This is a genomic window from Pseudoalteromonas sp. ATL1 (genome assembly GCF_058933015.1).
On record NZ_JBZYXL010000001.1, the window covers coordinates 3,391,816 to 3,414,658 of the forward strand.

General features: G+C 41.3%; 19 protein-coding genes. 11 read left to right on the forward strand and 8 right to left on the reverse strand.

The features are described from left to right. Positions 1 to 3 precede the first annotated feature (3 nt). From AC5FX4_RS14890 to AC5FX4_RS14905, 4 genes are all read right to left on the reverse strand, one after another. On the reverse strand, positions 4 to 5,031 hold the full coding sequence (locus AC5FX4_RS14890) for an RHS repeat domain-containing protein (RefSeq protein WP_493607133.1): 5,028 nt from the start codon (positions 5,029 to 5,031) through the stop codon (positions 4 to 6). A gap of 109 nt (positions 5,032 to 5,140) precedes the next feature. Continuing rightward, entirely contained in the window at positions 5,141 to 8,413 is a 3,273-nt protein-coding gene (locus AC5FX4_RS14895; protein WP_493607134.1) for a hypothetical protein, read from the reverse strand. An 8-nt stretch (positions 8,414 to 8,421) separates the two neighbouring features. Continuing rightward, positions 8,422 to 8,766 (reverse strand): hypothetical protein, encoded by a 345-nt coding sequence (locus AC5FX4_RS14900; RefSeq protein ID WP_493607135.1) that lies wholly within the window; start codon positions 8,764 to 8,766, stop codon positions 8,422 to 8,424. Between the two features lie 177 nt (positions 8,767 to 8,943). Further along, a complete protein-coding gene (locus tag AC5FX4_RS14905; protein ID WP_493607136.1) occupies positions 8,944 to 9,555 on the reverse strand; it encodes a hypothetical protein in 612 nt (203 codons plus the stop codon). Between the two features lie 175 nt (positions 9,556 to 9,730). On the opposite strand from AC5FX4_RS14905, the gene AC5FX4_RS14910 reads away from it, so the two are divergent. The 3 genes from AC5FX4_RS14910 (at position 9,731) to AC5FX4_RS14920 (ending at position 11,797) form a co-directional block, all read left to right on the forward strand. Next, positions 9,731 to 10,558, forward strand: a complete 828-nt coding sequence (locus tag AC5FX4_RS14910) for a hypothetical protein (protein WP_493607137.1) — start codon at positions 9,731 to 9,733, stop codon at positions 10,556 to 10,558. 65 nt (positions 10,559 to 10,623) lie between these two features. Then, positions 10,624 to 11,445: a hypothetical protein gene (locus AC5FX4_RS14915; protein ID WP_493607138.1), complete on the forward strand. Its 822-nt coding sequence runs from the start codon at positions 10,624 to 10,626 to the stop codon at positions 11,443 to 11,445. A gap of 4 nt (positions 11,446 to 11,449) precedes the next feature. Then, on the forward strand, positions 11,450 to 11,797 hold the full coding sequence (locus tag AC5FX4_RS14920) for a hypothetical protein (protein WP_493607139.1): 348 nt from the start codon (positions 11,450 to 11,452) through the stop codon (positions 11,795 to 11,797). A gap of 71 nt (positions 11,798 to 11,868) precedes the next feature. Here AC5FX4_RS14920 and AC5FX4_RS14925 read toward each other — a convergent pair whose 3' ends face one another. After that, on the reverse strand, positions 11,869 to 15,222 hold the full coding sequence (locus AC5FX4_RS14925; protein ID WP_493607140.1) for a hypothetical protein: 3,354 nt from the start codon (positions 15,220 to 15,222) through the stop codon (positions 11,869 to 11,871). Between the two features lie 318 nt (positions 15,223 to 15,540). On the opposite strand from AC5FX4_RS14925, the gene AC5FX4_RS14930 reads away from it, so the two are divergent. The 6 genes from AC5FX4_RS14930 to AC5FX4_RS14955 all read left to right on the forward strand — a co-directional run bounded on the left by AC5FX4_RS14930 (position 15,541) and on the right by AC5FX4_RS14955 (position 19,723). Further along, positions 15,541 to 16,332 (forward strand): hypothetical protein, encoded by a 792-nt coding sequence (locus tag AC5FX4_RS14930; RefSeq protein WP_493607141.1) that lies wholly within the window; start codon positions 15,541 to 15,543, stop codon positions 16,330 to 16,332. A 122-nt stretch (positions 16,333 to 16,454) separates the two neighbouring features. Beyond that, positions 16,455 to 17,207 carry a hypothetical protein gene (locus AC5FX4_RS14935; protein WP_493607142.1) on the forward strand — a complete coding sequence of 251 codons (753 nt, stop codon included), beginning with the start codon at positions 16,455 to 16,457 and terminating at the stop codon, positions 17,205 to 17,207. A 64-nt stretch (positions 17,208 to 17,271) separates the two neighbouring features. After that, positions 17,272 to 17,601 (forward strand): hypothetical protein, encoded by a 330-nt coding sequence (locus tag AC5FX4_RS14940; protein ID WP_493607143.1) that lies wholly within the window; start codon positions 17,272 to 17,274, stop codon positions 17,599 to 17,601. Positions 17,602 to 17,837: 236 nt separating this feature from the next. Then, entirely contained in the window at positions 17,838 to 18,395 is a 558-nt protein-coding gene (gene smrB / locus AC5FX4_RS14945; RefSeq protein WP_493607144.1) for an endonuclease SmrB, read from the forward strand. A gap of 92 nt (positions 18,396 to 18,487) precedes the next feature. Further along, positions 18,488 to 19,288, forward strand: a complete 801-nt coding sequence (locus AC5FX4_RS14950; protein WP_493607145.1) for a response regulator — start codon at positions 18,488 to 18,490, stop codon at positions 19,286 to 19,288. A gap of 168 nt (positions 19,289 to 19,456) precedes the next feature. Further along, on the forward strand, positions 19,457 to 19,723 hold the full coding sequence (locus tag AC5FX4_RS14955) for a hypothetical protein (protein WP_493607146.1): 267 nt from the start codon (positions 19,457 to 19,459) through the stop codon (positions 19,721 to 19,723). 190 nt (positions 19,724 to 19,913) lie between these two features. Here the strand turns inward: AC5FX4_RS14955 and AC5FX4_RS14960 are convergent, their stop codons facing one another. Both AC5FX4_RS14960 and fadR read right to left on the reverse strand, forming a co-directional pair. Beyond that, positions 19,914 to 20,519: a peroxiredoxin C gene (locus AC5FX4_RS14960; protein WP_493607147.1), complete on the reverse strand. Its 606-nt coding sequence runs from the start codon at positions 20,517 to 20,519 to the stop codon at positions 19,914 to 19,916. Between the two features lie 262 nt (positions 20,520 to 20,781). After that, complete coding sequence (gene fadR / locus AC5FX4_RS14965; protein WP_493607148.1) at positions 20,782 to 21,495, reverse strand: fatty acid metabolism transcriptional regulator FadR; 714 nt, start codon at positions 21,493 to 21,495, stop codon at positions 20,782 to 20,784. 181 nt (positions 21,496 to 21,676) lie between these two features. Here fadR and dsbB point away from each other — a divergent pair, with 181 nt between their 5' ends. Together dsbB and AC5FX4_RS14975 are read left to right on the forward strand one after the other, a co-directional pair. Beyond that, on the forward strand, positions 21,677 to 22,192 hold the full coding sequence (gene dsbB / locus AC5FX4_RS14970) for a disulfide bond formation protein DsbB (protein WP_493607149.1): 516 nt from the start codon (positions 21,677 to 21,679) through the stop codon (positions 22,190 to 22,192). After that, a complete protein-coding gene (locus tag AC5FX4_RS14975; RefSeq protein WP_493607150.1) occupies positions 22,189 to 22,506 on the forward strand; it encodes a DUF6170 family protein in 318 nt (105 codons plus the stop codon). Before dsbB ends, AC5FX4_RS14975 begins: the two co-directional genes overlap by 4 nt. A 16-nt stretch (positions 22,507 to 22,522) precedes the next feature. Here AC5FX4_RS14975 and AC5FX4_RS14980 read toward each other — a convergent pair whose 3' ends face one another. Beyond that, the gene (locus AC5FX4_RS14980) at positions 22,523 to 22,831 is read right to left on the reverse strand and encodes a ComEA family DNA-binding protein (protein ID WP_493607151.1); all 309 of its coding nucleotides are present in this window, start codon (positions 22,829 to 22,831) and stop codon (positions 22,523 to 22,525) included. Positions 22,832 to 22,843: the final 12 nt, after the last annotated feature.

Consider the following 22,843-nt stretch of genomic DNA (forward strand, 5'->3'; position numbering starts at 1 on the left):
TCCTTATTTCCCTCCATATTTTTGGGCTTTCTTGGATGCTTGCTTAATAATTTTCATTGCCGTTTCTGCCTTTTTATCTCCTGCCGCAGCCATATTCGCAAGTTGACCTACAGTTAGCGAGCTATATTCCCCCAATTGGTTTACTTGGCTTGCCCCACCACCTCTTTGCTTAATCGCGTCAGCAGCTGATTTATCTTTTAGACCACCTAAGTTACCAATTTTTTTCTTACCGCCACCAGTTAGTTTTGCTTTTGCCGCAATAATTCCAATAGCAAGAACTTCTTCACCTATAGAGTTTTCGTCAGCCGAATGTGCAAACTCCCCATTAGGGTCTCGCTCACCATCTGGAACAGCTTCTGCTCCCATAGCTTCAAGAAGCTCTACCATTAACGGTTCGAGCTTCTTGGTCAACCAATCTTCGGTTACACATGCTGCTCCTGAGCTTGAGTTATCTTGCGAACACATTCCAGTAGGGTCTGTATATTTATACGGATTATTATTCGCATAAGCATAGCGGTTAAAACTATGTACATCCCTGAACCCAACAGGATCATTCGAATAAAAACGCCCGATAACTGGATCATAGTATCGTGCCTGCATATAACTCAAGCCTAGTTCTTTATCGAACTTATGCCCCGTGTAACCAATATCGTCTTTGGCTTCGCCTATTACTTCACCGTAAGGGCGGTACTGCTGGCGGCTTTCTTCTAACGATTGTGCATCAGTAAACCCGTATTTAGCAATCAGCTTTTTACCTAAGTAAATGTAGTTGACGCCCTCACCTGCAATGTTGCTTCCTTCTTCGCGATATAACAATGTGCCATCTTGGCTATAAAAACTATAGCTGGTGCCTTGGGCTTCAACCTGCTTAACTCGACGGTTGTGACCATCGTACAAATAGCTGTTGCCTTTGGCGCTCACCATTTGATTTGCTGAGTTATAGTCAAGTGCAAAGGCACCATTGTGCGTGATACTACCGCGTGCATCATAGCCAATTGAGCTATATTTGCCCTGCGTACCTGTGCCTGTAACACTACTTAAACGGTTAGTGGTTCTATCGTAGTTGTAAGTTAGCGTTCGGCCAAGCGCGGTATACTTTTCAATATTGCCCAGCCCATCGTATTGTATGGTGCTGTCGCCAGCTTCAGACCCACCATAAACATGAGTTAAACGGTTAAGTTTGTCATACTGCAATGTCGTCAAGCTAAACTCTGGCTTAACCGCATCGATTATCGACGTTACATTGGCATTGTTGTCGTAGCTATAAGTGAGGTTTACAACCTTTTTACTTGCAAGGGTATCAACTAATACGGTTGGTAGCCCACTTTGATTGTCATAAGTTTGCGAATGGGTTGCACCATTACCATAGGTAAATCTGGTTAAAGCGCCTTGGCCATTGTATTGTGCATTGGTCGCAAACGTGAGTTCTACTTCTGAAGTACTACCCGGCTTGTATACAAGCGCTTGGGTTGGCTCACCAAAACCATTGGGCGCAAAGTGCACCGTCGTATAGTCTGGGTACGTTAAACTGCTGCGATGCAACAAGCTGTTATAACCATGATCAGCCTCAAGGCTCACCGTTTGACCCGCAATATAAATACGCTCAAATTCAAGCAATCCTTGATTGTTGTAGTGGTAATCGTGCTCTACGTCCCCTGCAATAAGTTTAGTTACATTACCACTGTTGTCGTGGGTGTAGGTTAACGCTGGTGTTGTATCCCCCGTTGGGTAAGTCACCTTGTATGGGTCGCCTAGGTTATCATACGTGTAGCTAATCGCATTTGCAGGCTTACTGGTTGTACACTCTGTTGAGGATACCCCTTCTTGTTTCCACGTCATTAACCCCAGTGCATTGTAACCAAATAGGGTATTGCCCACATCAGGGCGCGATACCAAACATAGGTTATTGTTACTGTCATACTGACGTGTTTCAATGGCTGAAACATTCGAGCCGTCTTTGCTTGATTTACCCGCTTGCGTAATGGTTTTAATATTGCCCAAAATATCTATGTCTAACGTGGTAGTAACATCACCGCCATCAAGCGTATTGACAATTTCTTTGGCTGTACTGTAGCTGGGTGAGCCATACGCAAGATATTGTGTGGTTGTTATGTTCCCTTTTGCGTCGGTAACTTGTACTTTATTACCCGCAAGATATTTTGTTTTTATACTGCCCAAGCCGCTTTTGGCTTCTTCAATTTTTCGTCCTAAGCCGTCATAGGTATTGGTAGTGCCATAATCAGACTCTGATTGGTCAGCTGTGACAATTGAAGTAAAAATAGGTCGATTAGCGTAGTCATAAGTAAACGTTTGGGTACGATACAAGCTATTTGTCACGTCGTTGGCGACCGACTTAGTTAAACGCAACCAATTGTCATAGTATTCTGTGCTGGTAAATACAGAGCTATCGGCACAGGTCCCCGTACCAGCGATAAGCGTACAGCGCTTTACGGTACGGGTATTATTGGCTAAATCCCATTCATAGGCGGTATCTAACCAAGTGCCATTAGCGTCATTACTTAAATCAACCCCGGTGATACGCCCCATAATGTCATAGTGATATTGGGTTTTATTACCGTTAAAGTCTGTGGTGCTGGTTACCCAACCGTTTGAGTTCACTTCCATACTGCCTGTAATAACGCTTCCCACCCCCTCAATACGGGCTGGCATTTCAAAGTTTTGCGCTTTACCACGGTAAAAATTGGTGCGCTTTAGGTAATTTTTGTCGCTGCTACGCGTACCATTGCTTTGTAAACGGGTGTCGTTAAACTGAATTTCAGACACTTGCCCTTCATCGGTATAAGTCGCGTAGGTTTTTTTAAGTTGCCCATATTCGTATAAGTTGGTTAGCAATTTAATATTGGTATACGAGCTATCACTGGCTGATTTTGCCGCGTAGTCTGCTGAGTAAGCTTGTGTAAACGTATTATTATCAGCAGACACCGACACCGAATTTAGCAAGTTAAATACATGGTTATTCTCATCATGTTCATAACCGCGTTTAATATAACGCGTTGCAGTCGGGCTTGATTCTTTGGTCAGCGTGGGCGCGTCGTAATCATTAAATGTTTCGTTTGTGACTTCATAAGCATCGCTAAAGTCCGTCGATTCACCTGTTTTTTCATACGTAATGGTTGATTTTTGACGAGCAAAGTAGGCGCTGGTAAAGTCATGGCGTACTTTACTTTCGCCACGACTTGGGCTGTTTTCTTCTACCTTTAAAATTTGACGTAATTGAGTGCTACCGTCTTTAGCAAAATATGCTGTCAGCACTTCCTTATTTTCTGTTTCTCCAAAGCGCGCGCTAAAATAGTGAGCTACTTTACTGTTATCAGGTGCAGTGACAACGGTTGTCTTAATATCCGCCCAAATTAGATTGTAGGGTAAAGTCGGATACCCTTCGCGAGTGATATATGTTTGCTTTTCTTCATAATAAGCAACTGAGTTGTAATAATTATACGCCCATTTGTATGAGGTATTGTCACTCAAAGTGATGGTTTTATCTGACAAGGTGAAGGCCATTGTACAAGCCGTGGTTTCTACTTGCCCCGCTTCCCATTCAGTTAAGTACTTTGGCGCAACTATTTTATATTCAACTCCAGCACGGTTCATTGACCTTAATTGATAGTTGAAAGTTGCAACCGCACCATGAGGGTGCGTCATCGTAACCCAGTTACCTTCGTTTCTATCAAACTCACACACCTTAGGGTTACTGCTCTTTTCGTCTGTTGGCACCCTATATGAGTGGAATCCCAAATAGGCGGCTTTCCAATTAAACCTCGATTCTCCTTCGGGATAAGCAAATTGCCATTTTAAATTATCTGGTCGCGTTACCGTCTTTAAAGTGACTATGTCGTCGGTAAATTGGTAGTCTCCTGGGTATAAATCCATACCAACGTACGTCGATTTGAAAAATCCACCTAAGCTTTCATAGTCATATTGCCAAACTTGACCTGAACCCACATTTGTTACGGATTTAACTAAATTAGGATACGCTTCATTTTGACCATAGTAAGTTAACTCAATTTCTCTGTTGTCACTTGAGGTGATATTGGTTAACAACACACCGTTGTACTGATACTTAACCCAGTTACCAAACTTATCTTCTATTTGCGTAGGCAGTAAAAACGCGTGATAGGTTCTAAACTGCGGCGACTTTCTTTTTGCAAATTGGCTTGGTTCAATTAATGTCAACGATTTACCGCCCACAATGCGCAATTGACCAAAAGTATAACGAGTTCCGTCATTTGTGGTTACAACAAACCCTTCATACCCATGCGGCGTATCAATGCATGAAATTTCCCAATTTTGATTCGTTGTTTTTTTACCATTACTGTCAATCAGTATTTTTGAACTACCATAATTTGGAATATGAATTTGGTCTCCATTCCAGACACTTTGCCCCATTTCTGGCTCGTAAGATTGGCTAACATAAGGCGCCCATGTGCCACCATCACCTAATTCACCAGTACACGCTTTACCCGTGCCCCAGCTGCCTTTAAAAGCAACACTCTCTTCAAGAGACAACAAGTTAGCGCGTACATGAGGTAAATCTATGCCCCAAGTTCCAAAATCCCGGGTATTGGTATCAAAAGAATCCGAGCCAACATAAATCCGCGTTAGGTCAACCGGTAAACTACTATTCCCTGGAATACTTATATCCGTATGACTAAATGAAATTGACCCCGTCGCTGCGCCATACCGCTCGCCAAACAAATCTGATGTATAAGCTTCAACTTTATGGTCTAAATTGAAAAGTTCACGATAATTTGTCGTTATCTCACGACGATCTATATTTGGTATGCCATTATCATTTTCAGCTTGTATTGAGCTTTGCATATGGCGCAACATGGCAGTTTGAATACCGTCTACTTTCCCAGCGGGCTCACTCACCTGTTGACCCAGCGTAATGACAAACTTGCTCAAATCAACACTTTGCTGAGCCAAAACTAAATGACTACAAGTGCCGAGCGCTCCTATCAGCGTCGTTTTTATAAACACATTACTATTGTTTTTGAAATTCTTTTTCACAGTTTTATCCCAAAAATCATATGTGAGCGATAAAGCTCACATCAAAACTATTCTTTGACTTTAAATTTGCAGGCAGTGCTTCAAAGTTCTTCTAAAGCACTGCCTTTTTTTATTTCGCTATGGTCTCCGCCACCGGATTACCCAACAAGTCGGTGTGGATATATATAACTTGTTTGGTCTTTTGCTCTAACGCATAACTCCATTCAGAACAAGCTGTCGAGCCATAACATGCTCTTACTCTGTAATGCATAAAGTGTTCTTTATTCTGTGCGACTTTATACGAGGTTGCCTGCCCAATATTTGGTATATCCTCCCAGCCCAATAGTACTTCAGCGTTACATTTTTCTTGCGAAGGACATTCGAACTTAGCCATCTCGTAACGAGTCGCTGACTCTATTTTGTCCCAAGAGACGATGTCTCCTTTCAACTTAGCATTTGGTTTGTGATACTCGAATAGGTTGAGGTTAATGATGTTACTCCAACCAAAACATTCGCCAGTTGCTGTGCACCCTCTTGTTCTCACCGCGTGTAACCCAACACCAACTGACGTAACCGCTCCAGATAGTTTGGAAGCAGACAAGGGGCGACCATAGTTTTTCCATTGCAGCTGAGCTGCATCATGCTTACAACTGTCACCACACGCCGCGTAAATCACCTCCAACGTCTTAATGCGCTTGTCTTCGAGCTCACACCAAGTAAAAACATTACCCGATGAGGGGGCTTCAAGCTTTGGAATAATTTTGCACTCTGGCTCTTTTACGGTGATCACTAAAGAGCGTCGTTCACTGCAACCGCCAATATCGCTACATGCTTCAATAAAGAAAGTATGAACACCCGCTTTGTTAATCAGCCTCTCAGTTGATGTGGTAGTTAGGTTAGATCTAAACTTCAAGCGCTCATTCACACCCATTGTCGGCGTATTAACATACACGTTAAAACGCACAGCTTGCGTGTAGTTCGCGCTCATTTTCCAGTTTAAAGCGATGGTGTCGCCAATATTTATGTCTGTGTTTGCAGTCGTAAACTCTATAGGCATTGGAGTTTGCCCATTTACCGTCACTTGCGTTTCAACAGAAGGCCCACAACTCCCAAACGAGTTACACGCTTCAATCCTAAACTTTTGTATCCCGGTACGTTGTACGCCCGTATCACCTTCTCGCTTGACACTTTGCTCTGTTAAACCACTCCACTTCAAAAACTCAGCGCCATCGGGTTTTTTAACATAAATATTGTAAGTCATTTCATCTTGATAAGGAGTACCGGCGTTGTTTATGGGTCTGTCCCAGCTCAATACAATTGCCTCACCAGGAATAATGTTTGTTTTATTGGCTTTAAAGTGACGCACTTTTCCGACTGGCCCATCGGAAGCACCATTTAAATAATACACCTTATTCGAATAACCAAAGTTGTCCTGACAGCGGGTATAACGACACGCTTTTATTCTAAATTGCGCACTGCGCCCTTCATAAAAACGCGGTGTCACAACGGCTCGGTTATTTGTAAACAAATGATCGCCACGCCATACCATCTGTTCATCAATAGACGATGGGGTAATATCCTGCCAATTACCGCTATAACTGGTCCTTTCTTGAATAATGTACCCATATGCACCCAGTGTTTTGGGCCAAGTCAAAATCACTTTCTTGTCGCGCTGATTAAGTTGCGCCAATACGTCTTCCACTTCGCGCAGTACAATAGAGTGCCCGTAAACATAACCTGATTGAGAACAGTTCGGGAAGCCGTTACATTCTAATCTAAAGCGATAACGACCCGTTTCCATTGCACTGATGTTTTCATGTCGCCAACCCTTACCGCAATAAAAAGTCTGCCAGTTTGCATTTGGCGAGTTAGCTTCACTATCGCGAATATATTCAACCAAGTAATAGTGGTCTTTATTGTTGCCGGTATTAAGCGCTTTACATTGTGCCGCTGGTAGATTGGTATTTCCTTCGTCTTTTAATGCAACATTATTGTGTGCAAAGTTGGTCCATTCCGACTTCAATTGACCGATATAGTTAGATAAATATATTGAAAAGGAAGGATCAAATTGTCCTAAGCCACCATTTTCAGATAGCTGCGCGTTATCCAAACGAAAACGCGCTGCGCTACCTAATAGACGAACATAGTACTGTAAATTCATAATAGGTTGAGATTCACCCAACCAAATTTGTTGATTAAAATCTATTGGCTTATTCGCATCAACTTCAATTTCGCCACGAACAGTTTCTAAAATAAGCTTGTCAGCTCTAGTCGGGCTGCGCTTAATAATCAACCGCTGCCCCTCAAGTCTGTGACCTGAGTCTCCTTCTCTATAATAGGCAACTGGATAAATACTAATCCGTGAGTCTTGTGCTAAGTAATCAACTACAATTTTCCCACTTGCTGTTGCACCATTTAGACCACTTTTCGTATATTTATTATTCCAACGGTAATATTTATGAGCATATTGAATATATCCCCAGTTAACTAAAGAGGCACGCAAACTTCTCTGCCCACTAATGGGTCTGGCAGTTTCTATGGTTAATTCTTCAGCGTTATTAGGTAAAAACTGCAACTGGCCCGTTTCGAAAGTAGGATCGGGCATTAGGCCGACTAAAGGTTTTTCATTATATTGGTTTGAGAGTTTTGTCTCTCCACAAAGTGCAGAGTTACAGTTCTTAACGCGGTATTTAAAACTGCCATTTGCCGCCGCATCATTTAAGGCTCGGTTAATCGTTTGTGTTGAATAAAGGCTGGTGTCTAGTTTAATGCCCGCACGCTGTGCGAGCGTTCGAGATGCTGCTTTCGTTAAAACTACATCATTACTTTTACTCACAAAACCGGAGAAGTTTTGCCCTTGATATAATCGAGTGTCGGGTTCATTGGGTACAACTTGTTGCCAAGAACTCCCTTTATCAAGTGACTGCTCTAAAACATAACCTTCTGTATTTTCTAGACCTTGCCAATAAACATTCACACTCTGAGAGCGGTTATCATACGCTAGGTTTACATACTTAGGCTTAAGTACAACCTCAGTTTGCTGATATAAATATCCAGACTCTGGGCAATCTTTATAACCGGCACATTTAACTCGAAAATTATAGGTATTGGTTTTCAAAGGTAAGTCGTTGCTGTAATACAAATTTGGACCTTCGTATAAAACCTGCCATTCATTTGAACCGTGTACTTTGTATTCTAAAACATAATTTTCAACACCTAATTTAAAGTCAGACCAGCTTAAATTTATGTTGCCATCAAAACTTGCTTGTTGGGTACTTAATTGCGTTTGATAGTTATGCTCTTGGTTAACATAATAGGATGTTGCTGGTAAAAAGGCATTGCTAGCAAACGCGGCACTTACCCAAAAGTTAAATAAAATTAAGTAAATAGAAAAATATCGCATAGGTTCCCTTATTGAACGCTCACTATCGCCAACGCGCTAATATTTTCGACACCCGGATAAAATGTGCATTTTTGCTCTGCATCCACTTTAATCGGTAGTTTTTGTGTTGCAGCAGTAAGTACATTTAAGTACATACTCTGGCCAGAAAGCGTGTTATTTAAAAACGCCCATTGATTCTTTTTATTAGATTCAACACATGGTGGAGCATAAGCATGGTTAGTATGTGTGGTCACGATAACCCACTGCCCCTCTACTTTTACGTCTTTGATGTAGTACTGTGCGTTACAAGCAAAGGAAAACATAAGTATCCACGGCGCAAGCACCATATTATTTTTAATTTTATTAATTCTCATTAATATACACACGGCACATATCTCGCGATATTACATGCCCCTCTAGAAAAATGACCATTCCAAAAATATATACCTTGAGTGATATCATGATTACTGCCAAAGTTACTACAGTTTAAGTTGCCTTTTGTCAGTGGAAGATAATCACGATTTTCTATTACATCTTCAATTTTTCCATTTTTATATATCACTTGTGCGTATGCTTTTATAACCATTATTTGCATACGCTGATTGGCTAATATGGCTTATGGGGTTAAACATCCATACCTGTTTACCCTTATGAGGTTTGTAAACATGCTTTATTTCAAGGTAATCTTGCCACTGCATAGTACGTGCACCACCAAATCGCGCAGCACATACACCGTCCATTGCGGCCAGTGGGTTGTCATACCCATCCACAGTTTGCGCACCAAAATTACCTTCATAGGGGCCTGCAAAACCAGCTAAACGAGCCACCTTAATACCACTTGACACACTCGAAAGTGCAACACTTTTAGCAAGTTCATAGCCTTTTTCAGAAGAACAAGCGCCACTTGTTTGAGCTTCAACATGGGCACCTAAACTAAATGCAGCCACTAAACTTGAGTACATGGCTTTACCCGAAGCAGTCGTTAGGTCAACTCCCCAATAAGGCTTTAGTGATTCGCCGACACAGCTAGGTTCTACATGAGTTTTTGCTGTTGCAGTTTTAAAAATGGCTAAGTCACCATCCACTTTTAACTCAACCATTGTTGCACTAAGCACATTTGCGCTAAAAAGACTGAGCACCCAAAAAGATATAAAGTGTTTCATTTACATTGTTCTCACTACAAAAAAATGCGGCAATATTACATGTGGTTACCCAAAATAACAACAACCATACCAACACCAATGAAATTACTGCAAAAATCACAACGCGATAGATTGTTGTATAATTCTGCACTTATTGTATAAAATACGGGGCCAAATAATTGCCAGAAAGCTCAGAATGAAACATATATCTCAAAATAAGCCCATATCTATACTATCTGCTTTGATTGCACTGACTTTTGCAGTAAATGCACAGGCAACCAATATTGCTGAAATAAAAGTAAAAGGTGACCTTGCTGTATTTAAACTTAAAAGCCCTAAAAGCCACGCTTTGCCCGCGTGTGCCGCGCAAAGCGATGTAAAAGATTATTGGGCGGCCGATCTACAAACTCATACTGGCAGAGCCATCTATTCAATGCTCATTACCGCATTGTCAAAAGAAACCAATGTCACTGTTCAAAGTGCAATGTTGTGTACTCAGGGTAGTGGATACGAAAAAGCAGAGTCGGTCGAGATAAGTCACTTTTCTAGCGAGCCGGATAAACTCACTTTTGCTGGTTACTCTAATCGCTTACCAGGTAATGAGAATAACTTTGGCCCCAACTCTCCTGCTTTTAGAAAACGATTAAATCAAATATGCAATAGCAAATATTCTGGTTCACGAATGGCCACATGGGAGGAGTTTTCACGTTTATTGCCCGACTTAATCACCGACCCTGCCCATACTGTACCAGCGTTGTGGATGCCGGATGGGTTACAATGGTTTTCAACACACGTTTATGTCAAAAATAATCAACCGCTTTATTCAACCACCGCGTTGCTCAAAGACGGGAATATTTCTGACTTTTCTAATTTAAATTATAACCCGAATAAACCGTATTACTCATCATGTGGCAACTTTCAGGTACAAAATAATTTACCCAATTATCACACTGTCGTTTTTGAAAACTCTCGACTCTCGGTAGCGTCGTGCATACAGCCTCGTAGACTCGCATGTGTTAGATAAAATACCACTTAAGTACTTCGTTCAACCCTATATAAATTGCAGCAATATTAGGAATCAAGAAACTAATGGCTTTTAAAACCAAACCTATAATACTTTGTAGCGCATTATTTTTATCAAATGCGTATGCCAGCACCATCGCCGACTTAACAATTAGCGGCGATACGGCCTTATTTAAATTAACTAAAATAAAAGAGCACGATGTGCCAAGCTGTGTAAATGCAACGACTAAACAATTGTGGGCTGTTGACTTAACCACCCACTCAGGTCGCGCCATGTACTCTAACTTAGTGACTGCGTTTAGCAAAGATGCCACCGTCACCGTGGATAGCAATTCAACCTGTACAGCCGATGGCATTGAAGTTGTAAAAGGGTTAAGTATTAGTAAGTTTAATCAACAAAGCGAAGAGTCGCCGGTGGAATTTGCCGGATTGATAGGGCCTTATAATGGCAAACTCAATCAATCTACTCACTCTTGGCAAAGCTCAACCCCCTCAGGCTTACTTAATAAAGCATGTAAAGCCTATTTTCCAACAGGTCGTGCTATGAAATGGGAAGAATACCCAAGTATAAAAGGTTCGATCCCCACTAACCTTCTTTCTAAGAAGATTTGGATAAATGATGTTGTTAAAGATGTTTCGGTTGAAATAAACGATAATAAAAACTTAAATTTGCCCTATATGATTTACTCGTTTATTTTTAAGGGGGGACAAGTAAATAACTTTGATATGAACTACAATTTTTATGATCGCCCCAAAATACGAGACTTAATAAATTGTAAAAACTACACTCACACTCACGCCCACTCTGGAATTACTCTTAATTTAACCTATGGCAATTTTGAACTGTCAAGCTGCCAAAATAAGCATTATGTTGCGTGTGTAAAATAACTGTATGACTACTCGGCTTAAAAAACATTTTATTCCTGCCTTTATTTTATTATCCATACTCAGTGGTAATGCGTTTGCAGGCATCAAAACTTATATTCAAGATATAAAAGTGGTTGGTAACTATGTGTATGTGACCTCCCATGGTCGCATGAGTAAACTGCCTGACTGTGTACCAAAAGATAACACCCATATTTGGGTGTTATCGCTCGAAACCTTAGCGGGTCAAAGTATGCATTTAAGTTTACTTGCCGCAGCCAGTAAAAATGTGCAAGTGAATATCGAGTCTACGGGCGATTGCCGATTTATACCAAACTTTGAAGCCATTAAGTCTATTTCTATTGAAAATAGTTAACTGAGCTTTTAGCCGTCACAGCGTAGCGAAAAGTCAACAGACCTCTCGCTACGCAGCTTTGACTTTGTTACTTATTGCGTTTCAACCACCGGATTGCCCAACAAATCTGTGTGGATGAAGACAACCTTTTTAGCTTTTTTCATGACCGCGTAGCGCCATGCTGAGCAAGCATTAGCAGAAAAGCACGCTCTGACTTTGTATATATAAGGCGTTTCTTGCTGCGTGTTTTCATTCTCAGGTTCTACATATTCACGCGATAATCCAATGTTAGGCACTGCTTGCCAATTATTTACCTTTAATGCATCACACTGGCCATTGCCTGAACACATAGCCCTTGCTAACTCGTAATGTATTGCATTGGGAACTCGGTCCCAAGATACCGTGCCACTGGTTGCCTTAATGGTCGGTGCAGTATATTCAATGAGATTAAGCTCGACCCGATTGCTCCAAGCAAAACAGCGGCCATTTATGGTACAGCCCCTCGCTCTGAGCACATGCCACCCGGTACCAATAGAAGTTAAAGCCTCAGAGCGCTGTGCAACCGGTATTTTTGCATGATAAGCTTGCCACGACAGTTCTCCCACATTGGCATCACAACTATGACCACAATGAGCTGTTTTCACCTCTAACGTTTCAATTTCTTTATTTTGTAGCTCACACCACCTAAATATGTTGCCAGAACTGACCGCCGACAGTTTAGGCACCACGTTACAATCTGGCACATTGATCGGTATGACTAACTTTCGTTTATCACTGCATTTACCACTTTGTGTGCACGCTTGTATATAGAAGGTTTGCACGCCCTCTGTATTTACCAAATGCTGCTTTTGCATTTGGCTCACCTCACTTGCCGTTAACGCGATGCGCTTTAGCTGGTTATTATCGTCAAGGTAGAAAAGTCGGTACGTCAATGTATCGATATGCTTTTGTGGATAATGTTCTGGCATACGCCAATACAGCGTGATCACGTCTCCCATATTGATCTGAGAGTTTGCCCCTTCAAGTGTATAATCAAACACAGATGGAGGAAGTATTTCAAAGTAATCAAAATCCTGTACATCAACAACTATCGTTTTATCCAAAACTGATTTACACCCATACGAATTGCAATCGCTCGCTTTACTAACAGCACGCACGACGAAAATGTAAACCCCTTTTTTATCAAACGTGAAGTTTAAACTGGAGTCTGGATAATTTGTTTTTAGGTTGTGTGAGGTTGTTTGGCTACCAGAGTCAAGGTTTACCAACAGTTTAATGTTGTAATTAACATCCTGATTGTATGACTCATGCATGCCCCACTTTATGTTTAGAGTTGATCCAGGCATGACGAGAGCAACGTCCTCATCTTCGCCTCCCCATGCAAATACGGGGGTTGCTTCGATATAGTCCGGAGCAGGCGGTGCTCCCTGAACCACTGTAAATTGGGTTTTGGCTTTATGACTGCAAATATCGTTTAGCGTACAGGCTTCAATTTCTATTTCGTACTCCCCAGTTTGTTGCAGCAAATACTTATCTAGCCTATGACCGTTATCGTATTCTTTACCCGTCACAACAATGGGTGTTATCGGTTCACTTGCCTGTGGCGGATTTAGATAAAGTTTATACATCAGTGGTGTATCTAGCGGCATACCTCGCACATAGGCTTTTCGCCATGTAACATATATGCCCGATGTGGTTTTTATCTCGGTGCCGTTTTTAGGTGACAACCCAGTCACTGCATCAACGCTTTTGGGTATGACCACAGGGGGTGTATAGATTGTGACGTCCACCGTTTTTTCAGGTAATGCGCCCATTTGTTGAAATAGACTAAATGCACTAATCGTAAAGCGATACTTGCCACTTTTAGATACTGGTAGAATGGTCTTGGTTTTCGCAAATAGTACTTCATCACGCCAACGTTTGGCCCACAGATAGCCTGGGGGTATAAGTCTGGTTGAATTGCGGCCATCAATTTCTTGATTAACCGCATACCCATAGGCACCCGGAATGGTTGGCCACTCTAAATGTACTGTTTTACTTGATTCGTCAAACGTTGCTTTTACAACGCTTGGATCTATCGAATCCAATTTATACTTAATCGCGGAAGTATCATATAAATACCCGCCTTCAGGGCAGCCTATTACAGCCTGACAATTGAGCCTAAATTGGTATACCTGCGGCGACAAATGCGCAATATCGTAAAGCGCTCGTCGACTCATACCACCATAATAATAAGTCTGCCAATTTTCCTGCCCATATTCTGTGTATTCAACATGGTACTGCCCTTGCTCTGTGTGAAAAGGCGTCCACCCCATTTCAATGCTATTACCGAGGTTAGAAGGCGACACAGAGAATGATGGTGCAAATTGCCCAGCGCCAGAGCCTTCGTACAGCTGTATGTCGTCAAGTTGCACTTCAGCCTCTTGACCAACTAAGCGAATTTCATACGCGATATAACGCACGCGTTTTGTATTATCGAGCCATAAATTTTCTCGAAAACTAATGGCTTTGTCACTTGCCTGAGCAATAACCAGCTCGCTACCTTTAACCCGATAGTTGGAGTTGTAATAAGCAACGGGGGTAATAACTACCTTACTTTCAGGGGCCAACTGATTAACTCGTACTTTACCTGTAATAGAAGCCCCAGTTAAATACTTGCCACCCATATCGCCATATACGCCATGCCAGCCAAATATTTTATGATAAGTTGTAAAACCCCAATCTTTGAGCTTGATATTTAAATAACTCGGCTTTTCTGGATTAAGTGGTGTATCTGATGCGATTGACAAAGAGCCAAAACGTGGGTCCAGTGTAAACATGGCGCTGCCATGTTCAAAGCTAGGTTGTGGCATTAAAGGCACCAGATTATTTACGTTAACGAGTAATGCATTAGAATTTGTATACAAGCTACAGTAATCTGTTGAACAGTTTTTTACCCTAAACATCACCTTTTTATTTACATCCCTTGGCATGAAAATAAGCGCGTTATCACGTGTATGTAAATCTGACTTTGGCACAAAACCCGTGCTTTCTTTAGGTTTAACTGTATTAGACGCATCCGCGTTTGAGGTGGTTTTAAATTGCGCAGCTTGTGGTTTTACCACTTGCCAGCTTTGTCCCATGTCGTCACTTTGCTCCAATATATAGCCTGATACCTGCTCCATTTTCGACCATTTCACATGCATTAATTGGGTGTCATAGTCATAGTTAAGGTGTACATAATCGGGTTTGGTGATCACTTCTATTTGTTGTTCAAAATAGCCACTCGCTGGGCAGCCATTATAACCTGCACATAATAATCGAATGCGATATTGCCCTGCGGTTAAAGGAGTTGACGCTTGATAATATAAATTGTTGCCTTGGTAGAGAGTTTGCCAGTTTGAATCTTTGCGACTAATTTCCAGTTGGTAATGACCTTCTTTTGCAAACTCGTGCCAACGGAGCATAAGTTTTCCATCATAGCTCACATTATCAACAATTAATGGCGATACTTTTTTGTTATACCCCATAAAATAAGACACTGACGGGCCAGTATTTGTACTAGCAAATGATAAAATAGGTATAATACCCACAACAAACAGAGTAAAAAACAACCGAACCAGCACTTTTCGCCCACCATATATAAAACAAAATCACCGAAATTTTATCAAAAAAAATATAAATAGACTTAATAAGATTAAAATTTAATTATCTTTACATATTAATTGTTCTACCATATCATCTGTACCCAAAATTTTTAAAACCCACTTCACATTGATATTTTCATGAAAATTTATGCCTGTTTTGTTCCTTTGATATTATCAAATACATCTGCATTTGCAGCTTCCGAAATCACCCATTTAAGTGTTAACGAGCAAACAGTTAGATTTGCTATCGGGGAAGCGAAAGCGCATCAATTACCCAGTTGTGTGCAATCACAAACAAAAAGTTACTATAATTTTTCCCTAGAGTCTGACGCTGGTAGAGCGATGTACTCTTTGCTGATCACGGCACTGTCGAGCAAGCTTGCCATCACTGTAGAAAGCGCTAATGATTGTATGGTAGAACCCACCATTGAACGCGCTAAGGGCATTGCATTCGCAGCTACCCCGTCGTCTTCTGACGGGTATAAAGGCATTATCATGATTTACAAGGGCGATGGTGTAACAAAGGTAGGACAGTTTGTCGATTTTAGAGCTAGCAATACGTGGTGGTATATCAAGCCAGGGGATCATACAGACACTGAGCAAGGCTTTTCAATTTTTGATGCAGATGTGCTTAGAAATAAAGCTATCTATTTTGCTGGACCTAATTGTTCGGGAAAACCATTTGTACGACAGGATGATTACAGAGCAAATGAACCCTACATATCTAACTCGTCATATAAAGATAAATCATTGTTTAAGGCTGACGTCAATTCAAGCCAAGCAGTGGTTTTAAAATCATATTTATCCGCAAATAGACAGTGTTATTTGGATTACGATTCATTTGTTAAGAGGCCACAACCAGTTTACGAACTCGTTCCTACCATTCATCCACTATGTGGGAGTAAAAGCTGTATTGTTCGAGGTGAATAGTAAAAGCCGTGAGGCTACTTCATTAAAAAAGCGAAAATAAAAAATTTAGCATTCAAAAAATAAACAACATTAAATTAAACATATTAATTATAAATATAAAAACTAATTAGGCAGATGTACTAATGAAACACTCCTTTGTTTACCCACTTTTATTTACTGTGAGTAGCAACGCATTTGCAGCTTCCGAGATCACCCATTTAAGTGTTAACGAGCAAACAGTTCGATTTGCTATCGGAGAAGCGAAAACGCATCAATTACCCAGTTGTGTGCAATCACAAACAAAAAATTACTATAACTTTTCCCTAGAGTCTGAGGTGGGAAGAGCGATGTATTCGTTGCTGATCACCGCGGTGTCAAGCCAGCTGCCCGTAACTGTAGAAAGTGCCAATGACTGTATGGTAGAACCCACCATTGAACGAGCTAAAGGCGTTGCGTTTGCACCAAAACCACGCTCAGCAGATGGATATAAAGGCATTACCATGATTTACAAGGGTGATGGTGTAACAAAGGTTGGGCGATTTGTTAGTTATAACGGGGGCGCCGGTTGGTCGATTATTAGACCGGGTGATAACCAACATTTTGTAAATTTTCGTTCTGCTGGTGCTTTTGCTAATACTCGATTGTTTTTTCTAGGAAAAGACTGTAAAGAACAAGCTGTAGTTAATTCTCCGTCTCAATGGATAGCAAATCCATATTATGAAAGTGGTCGTTATTTCAAAACCATTGAAAGCTCAAGGAAACGCGTCACAATCAATTCATACTTATTGAAGGATGGCCGTTGTCTAAAAGACAGTTTTCCAATGGACGGTTATGAACTTGAACCGACAACACATCCATTTTGCGACGATAAGCCCTGCATTCTTAGAGATGAGTAATTGATTTAATTTAATGACGATACAAACAATTTTTACGGCGCAGCAAGTCGTAAGGAAGAGCCTCATGCTGAAACACTTTAAAATATTCACGTTGTTAAGTATTTTTATATACACAGGGCCATTGTACGCCAAAGACTATATTAAACACCTACGAGTCAGCGAAGGGGTTGCCTACTTTATCACCACTGCTAAAAAAGCGCAGCCGCTCACCTGCGTTAGTGAGGAGTATAAAAATCACTGGTCATTGGATGTAACCTCTTTGAGCGGTCAAGCAAACTATTTGATGTTGCTCAATGCTGCGAGCAACTTATTGCCTGTTGAGGTAGTGTCAGCAAATGATTGCAGGCTAGCGCCGGGCGTAGAAAGAGCTCAGTCTGTTGCTTTCACAAAATGATGTTCAAGTGACGTATTGTGCTAAAACCAAGCGCGTGAGCCGTTAGTAAAAGCGCTCGTGCGCGCAGTTAGCTTGTTACTCGCATTAGACCACACAATCACCACAGCCCCCTTTTATTAGGCTCATAACAGGTATATTTTTCAAGTAAGCCCCCTATCTGCACACATATCACCATATTATTTCTTGTAATGGTTTCTATACTGGGTTTTTACGCTTTTTTTCATTAGAATGGCGCTATGAAAAAAGAACCCTCAAAATCATCCCAAATAGACGATGCTGATTTAGATTTATTCCGTCAGTCCATTGCTGGTGCCACAAAAATGAAGCAGGATACCATTCGCTTCAGTAACACCACCAAAAAACCGAAATTTAGTGATCTGGCACAGCAAAAGAAGCAGCACAAATCTGAGTTTTATTTTTCCGACGAATACATTCCAGATATAGATACGCATGGTACGGTTAATTATGTGAAACCAGGCGCAGACCGCTATCTGGCAAAACAGCTGCGCAGAGGGGATTTCGCGCCAGAGCTGATATTAGATCTACACGGATTAAATACAGACAGAGCAAAAGACGAATTGGCCGCTTTGATCCATGCATGTAAAAAGCAGCATTACTATTGCGCGTGTGTTGTACATGGGATTGGGGAGCATATTCTCAAGCATAAAGTGCCTCAATACTTAGTTCAGCACCCCGATGTATTGGCAATGCATCAAGCGCCACTTGAATATGGTGGCAAAGGAGCGGTCTTGATTTTGATCGATTTACCACAATCGGATGAGTTCAGACGCTAAGCCTAACAAATTAATTATCTGGCCCATCGAAAAACCTTTGGTTAATATGCCCTGTAAATAACGTTAATAACGCTTAGAACAACAGGGTTTCTATGAATGAATTACTGAGCGCAGATCTTGCGATACTGCTTGTTGAACCTTCACCAACACAACGAAAGGTCATCACCAAAGAACTTAAAGACGAAGGTATATTGCATATTGATTTTGCTGACTCCATCAATGATGCCAAAGCGCAGTTGGTCAACAATATTCCTGACTTGATCATTTCCTGCCTGCATTTACCTGATGGCAGCGCAGTCGATTTACAGCATTATCTTAACCATGAGCTGAGTGAATATGCTATTCCATTTATGCTCATATCCAGCGAAACCCGCAAAGCGCAATTGGAGATATTCAAACAATCCGGTGTAATCGCAATTTTGCCAAAGCCGTTTAACAAGCAGCACCTTGGTAAAGCCCTTAATGCCACCCTTGATATTCTCTCTCCACAAGAGTTAGAACTTGATCTGTACGACGTACAAGACCTCAGAATACTCATTGTTGATGATTCTCGTCTTGCTCGTAATCACATCAGACGCGTGCTCACAAACCTTGGTGCTCATCGTTTTACGGAAGCTGAAGATGGCGCGCAAGCCATTGAAATTTTACAAACGCAGATGTTTGACCTGATTGTCACTGACTACAACATGCCTCAAGTCAATGGCCAAGAACTCACCGAAACGATTAGAACCAGTGATGAACACGCGCATATCCCAGTGCTAATGGTTACCTCAGAAGCCAATGACACGCATCTTGCTAATATCATGCAATCAGGGGTGAATGCACTGTGTGATAAACCATTTGAACCTGAGTCTGTTAAGCGCTTGATTTATCAACTTCTAGAACATGACTAAAATATAGCTTTTTTCGCCAAATTAAGTGGTCAATTTTACAACCAGCCAAAATTGACCTCATATCAAAAAACATAAAAATACAATTAAAACAATTAATTAAAATATTTTCATAACATGGCACAACCTTTGTAATAGTAAATGCGACTAATACATTAAAGGAGCAAGATTATGAAAACTTTTACTAAATTAACAACTATCGCATTACTTTGTGGTGTTAGCGTTTCTGCAAATGCCAATGACTTAACAACCGATGTTACAGCTGAGCTATCGAATGTGATCAGTACCGCAATTAGCAATAGCATCAGCAACAGCATTGAAGAGCTGAAAGTGACCACTTTCGAGTCTGTGACTTCATCTTTAAATACCGCTTTTGAACAACCAACAAAAGAACAAACAGCTGCAGTAACGCAAGAGGCACCTAATCATGGGAAATGAGTTAATGTTACTGGGCTTACTAGCATTACCTGTCGTGAGCACATTCGCCGCGTACATGGGGATAGAGCTTTTGCGCCATGTAGGACAACGATTAAGCATGGGGTAAAAGTATGGTTGAGATGAACTTTGAAGAAGCGAGCAGGCAAATAAAAACCCGCCTAGCGGCGGGTTTAAACGAAAAACGTATCAATTATAGAGCGTCTTCGTTCTCAGATAGGAACTTAGCAACACCTTCAGGGCTTGCATCCATACCTGCTTTACCTTCAGTCCAACCAGCAGGACATACTTCACCGTGCTCGCTGTGGAATGCTAATGCATCAACCATGCGAAGCATTTCGTCGATGTTACGACCTAAAGGAAGGTCGTTAACTACTTGGTGACGTACGTTACCTTCTTCGTCGATTAGGAAAGAACCACGGAAAGCAACACCAGCTTCTGGGTGCTCAACATCGTATGCTTGACAAATTTCGTGTTTAACGTCTGCAACTAGTGCATATTTAACTGGACCGATACCACCTTCATTTACAGGTGTGTTACGCCATGCATTGTGCGAAAATTGAGAATCGATTGAAACACCGATCACTTCAACGCCACGCTTTTGGAACTCTTCAAAACGCTTATCAAAAGCGATTAGCTCTGAAGGACAAACAAAAGTGAAGTCTAGTGGGTAAAAGAAGATAACCGCTTTTTTACCTTTGATGTTTTCGTGTAGATTGTAGCTATCTACGATTTCGCCATTACCTAGTACCGCTGCTGCTGTAAAGTCTGGTGCCTGACGGCCAACTAATACACCCATTGTTTTCTCCAAATAGTTAGGTTTTTTGTCCAATTTAATTTAGCACATCAATCTGTACTAACACTGTATCTTATTATTGAGGCGGTAAATGAAAAAACAAGCCTCTGTAAAAATTGGCATCAGTTTATGCTGCTCATAAGCAAATTAACAATCGAATAAAACGATAACCACCATCAATTTTTTTGATTGCTGCTTTTTAATTCAAATATTTGCCCGCAAAAAAAACGCCCCGAATTCGGAGCGTCTGAATCTTGAATAGAATTTAATCCATTATGTTTTCAGGCATTTCACCACGTAACTGCTGCCAGATCTCACCCGTTTTGTGACCGTATTTACGCATCAACGAAATGGCACCATCGTGGTTTTTCTCTTGCGCAAGCACCGTCAAATCTTTATAGAATTGTCTTGCCAACTCACGGGTGCGAGGATCTGAAAAGTAATGTCCACCAATCTTCGAGTACAAGCCTTTGAAACCATTCAGTACCAACACATAAATACGGTTGTTACCAGCAATAGCCAGTTGATGGTGAACTCGGTAGTCATATTCAGCGAATGCTTCAGCAGAGTCTTCCAGCTCATCACTCTTTGATAAAATATCAATCACATCTTCAGGATTAAACTTAATTGCGGCACGAGTATAAATAGCACTGATGTTGGTACGAGCCGATAGCAGTTGGTCTGTCAACTCAGGCATTTTGTCTTCGTCCAAACGTGCTAACGTTTCTAGAATGTTTAGCCCTGAGGTTTCCCAAAAATTGTTTACGCGAGTAGGCTTGCCGTGCTGGATAGTTAACCAACCATCTCGAGCCAAACGCTGTAAAACTTCACGTAGCGTGGTGCGCGTAACGCCAATCAACTCCGATAGCTCTCGCTCAGCAGGTAAAATAGAACCCGGCGGAAATTCCCCATTCCAAATAGATTCAACAATATACTCCTCAGCAAATCCTGCTGGGCTTTTGGCTTTGAAAATTCTCATTTAGCACCACTTTTGTGAAATACGTGACCGTACCATTGTAATCCACTGATTGTACCAGATGATTTTCAACTAACAAGCAAAGAAGCTTATCGAGTATATACTGATGTCAGCCGAGATTAGTTGCAGGCATATCTAGTTTTGCCACATAATAGCGACCAAAAGATAATCCTTGGGAGCGGATATGAATTGGCTAGGTACTCTGCCTTTATCTAAAAAAGCTTGGGCGCTTTTGGCACTTAGTGCTGCGATTTTTGAAATTACAGCTTTGTTTTTCCAATATGCCATGGGCCTTGAACCGTGCATTATGTGTATTTACCAACGCACGGCCATGTTAGGGCTATTTGCTGCCGGTGTTATCGGCTTTATCAACCCGCAAAACTTGCTACTTAGATGGTTAGGTTATGCGACATGGGGGGTTAGCAGCATTTGGGGCTGGTTAATTGCACGTGAGCATATCGATATGCAAACAACGACAGATCCTTTTGCTTTTACCTGTGACATTGTGCCCAATTTCCCTTCATTTATGCCACTACACGAGTGGATCCCTGCATTTTTTGCAGCCACGGGGGATTGCGGTAATATCGATTGGTCGTTTATGTCATTGAGTATGCCAGGTTGGATGGAGATCATCTTCGCATTTTATAGTGTGAGCTTTATTGCCATCGTAGGCTGTGCCTTACTGGTAAAAAACAAATGATTTTACGACTCAGTCAGCTCAAAGCACTTGACGGCTATAAGCTAAGAGACAAACAACGTATATTGTCAAATGCTCTTGAAATGCTGCCAGTCACTCAAAAAATTATGCTGCGTATTGCAAAACTATCTGTACTGATACCTTTTTTTATTGCACTGGCATATGTTGAAGGTTGGATACTACTGCCTATCTTACTGTTGGCAGGCTTAAGCTACCCTTTGCTTACTAGTCCGATTGAAATTTTCTTTTCTAAATCAACCATTGAACAAGCTGAAAAACAGTTTAATTCTAAAGAACATATAAATGGGCCCGAATAAGGGCCCGTCCTTGCTTTTAAAAGCGGATCCTCCCTTCTAATTTAGCAACCATCCTTGGGCCTATTCCCTTCACTTGTTGTAGAGATTCAATGCTGTCAAAGCGACCATTTATCTCACGATAATCAATAATGGCTTGTGCTTTTTTCTGACCAATACCTGGTAAGCTGGTTAACTCGTCTATTGATGCATTATTTATATCCACGAGTTCAACCGAAGGTGGTGCTACAACCTCTTCAGTATCGATGAGTGGAGTTTGGGCAAGTACGGTTGGATAGTGTCCAAACGCTAGAACGAGCGTCACAATAAGAATAATTGATTGAATCATAGTAGTTCCTTA

Bases quoted from the DNA above. Each gene is read 5' to 3' on its own strand.
- AC5FX4_RS14895 (WP_493607134.1), bottom strand. From the start codon at position 8,413: ATGCGATATTTTTCTATTTACTTAATTTTATTTAACTTTTGGGTAAGT.
- AC5FX4_RS14900 (WP_493607135.1), bottom strand. From the start codon at position 8,766: ATGAGAATTAATAAAATTAAAAATAATATGGTGCTTGCGCCGTGGATA.
- AC5FX4_RS14905 (WP_493607136.1), bottom strand. From the start codon at position 9,555: ATGAAACACTTTATATCTTTTTGGGTGCTCAGTCTTTTTAGCGCAAAT.
- AC5FX4_RS14910 (WP_493607137.1), top strand. From the start codon at position 9,731: ATGAAACATATATCTCAAAATAAGCCCATATCTATACTATCTGCTTTG.
- AC5FX4_RS14915 (WP_493607138.1), top strand. From the start codon at position 10,624: ATGGCTTTTAAAACCAAACCTATAATACTTTGTAGCGCATTATTTTTA.
- AC5FX4_RS14920 (WP_493607139.1), top strand. From the start codon at position 11,450: ATGACTACTCGGCTTAAAAAACATTTTATTCCTGCCTTTATTTTATTA.
- AC5FX4_RS14925 (WP_493607140.1), bottom strand. From the start codon at position 15,222: ATGCTCCGTTGGCACGAGTTTGCAAAAGAAGGTCATTACCAACTGGAA.
- AC5FX4_RS14930 (WP_493607141.1), top strand. From the start codon at position 15,541: ATGAAAATTTATGCCTGTTTTGTTCCTTTGATATTATCAAATACATCT.
- AC5FX4_RS14935 (WP_493607142.1), top strand. From the start codon at position 16,455: ATGAAACACTCCTTTGTTTACCCACTTTTATTTACTGTGAGTAGCAAC.
- AC5FX4_RS14940 (WP_493607143.1), top strand. From the start codon at position 17,272: ATGCTGAAACACTTTAAAATATTCACGTTGTTAAGTATTTTTATATAC.
- smrB (WP_493607144.1), top strand. From the start codon at position 17,838: ATGAAAAAAGAACCCTCAAAATCATCCCAAATAGACGATGCTGATTTA.
- AC5FX4_RS14950 (WP_493607145.1), top strand. From the start codon at position 18,488: ATGAATGAATTACTGAGCGCAGATCTTGCGATACTGCTTGTTGAACCT.
- AC5FX4_RS14955 (WP_493607146.1), top strand. From the start codon at position 19,457: ATGAAAACTTTTACTAAATTAACAACTATCGCATTACTTTGTGGTGTT.
- AC5FX4_RS14960 (WP_493607147.1), bottom strand. From the start codon at position 20,519: ATGGGTGTATTAGTTGGCCGTCAGGCACCAGACTTTACAGCAGCAGCG.
- fadR (WP_493607148.1), bottom strand. From the start codon at position 21,495: ATGAGAATTTTCAAAGCCAAAAGCCCAGCAGGATTTGCTGAGGAGTAT.
- dsbB (WP_493607149.1), top strand. From the start codon at position 21,677: ATGAATTGGCTAGGTACTCTGCCTTTATCTAAAAAAGCTTGGGCGCTT.
- AC5FX4_RS14975 (WP_493607150.1), top strand. From the start codon at position 22,189: ATGATTTTACGACTCAGTCAGCTCAAAGCACTTGACGGCTATAAGCTA.
- AC5FX4_RS14980 (WP_493607151.1), bottom strand. From the start codon at position 22,831: ATGATTCAATCAATTATTCTTATTGTGACGCTCGTTCTAGCGTTTGGA.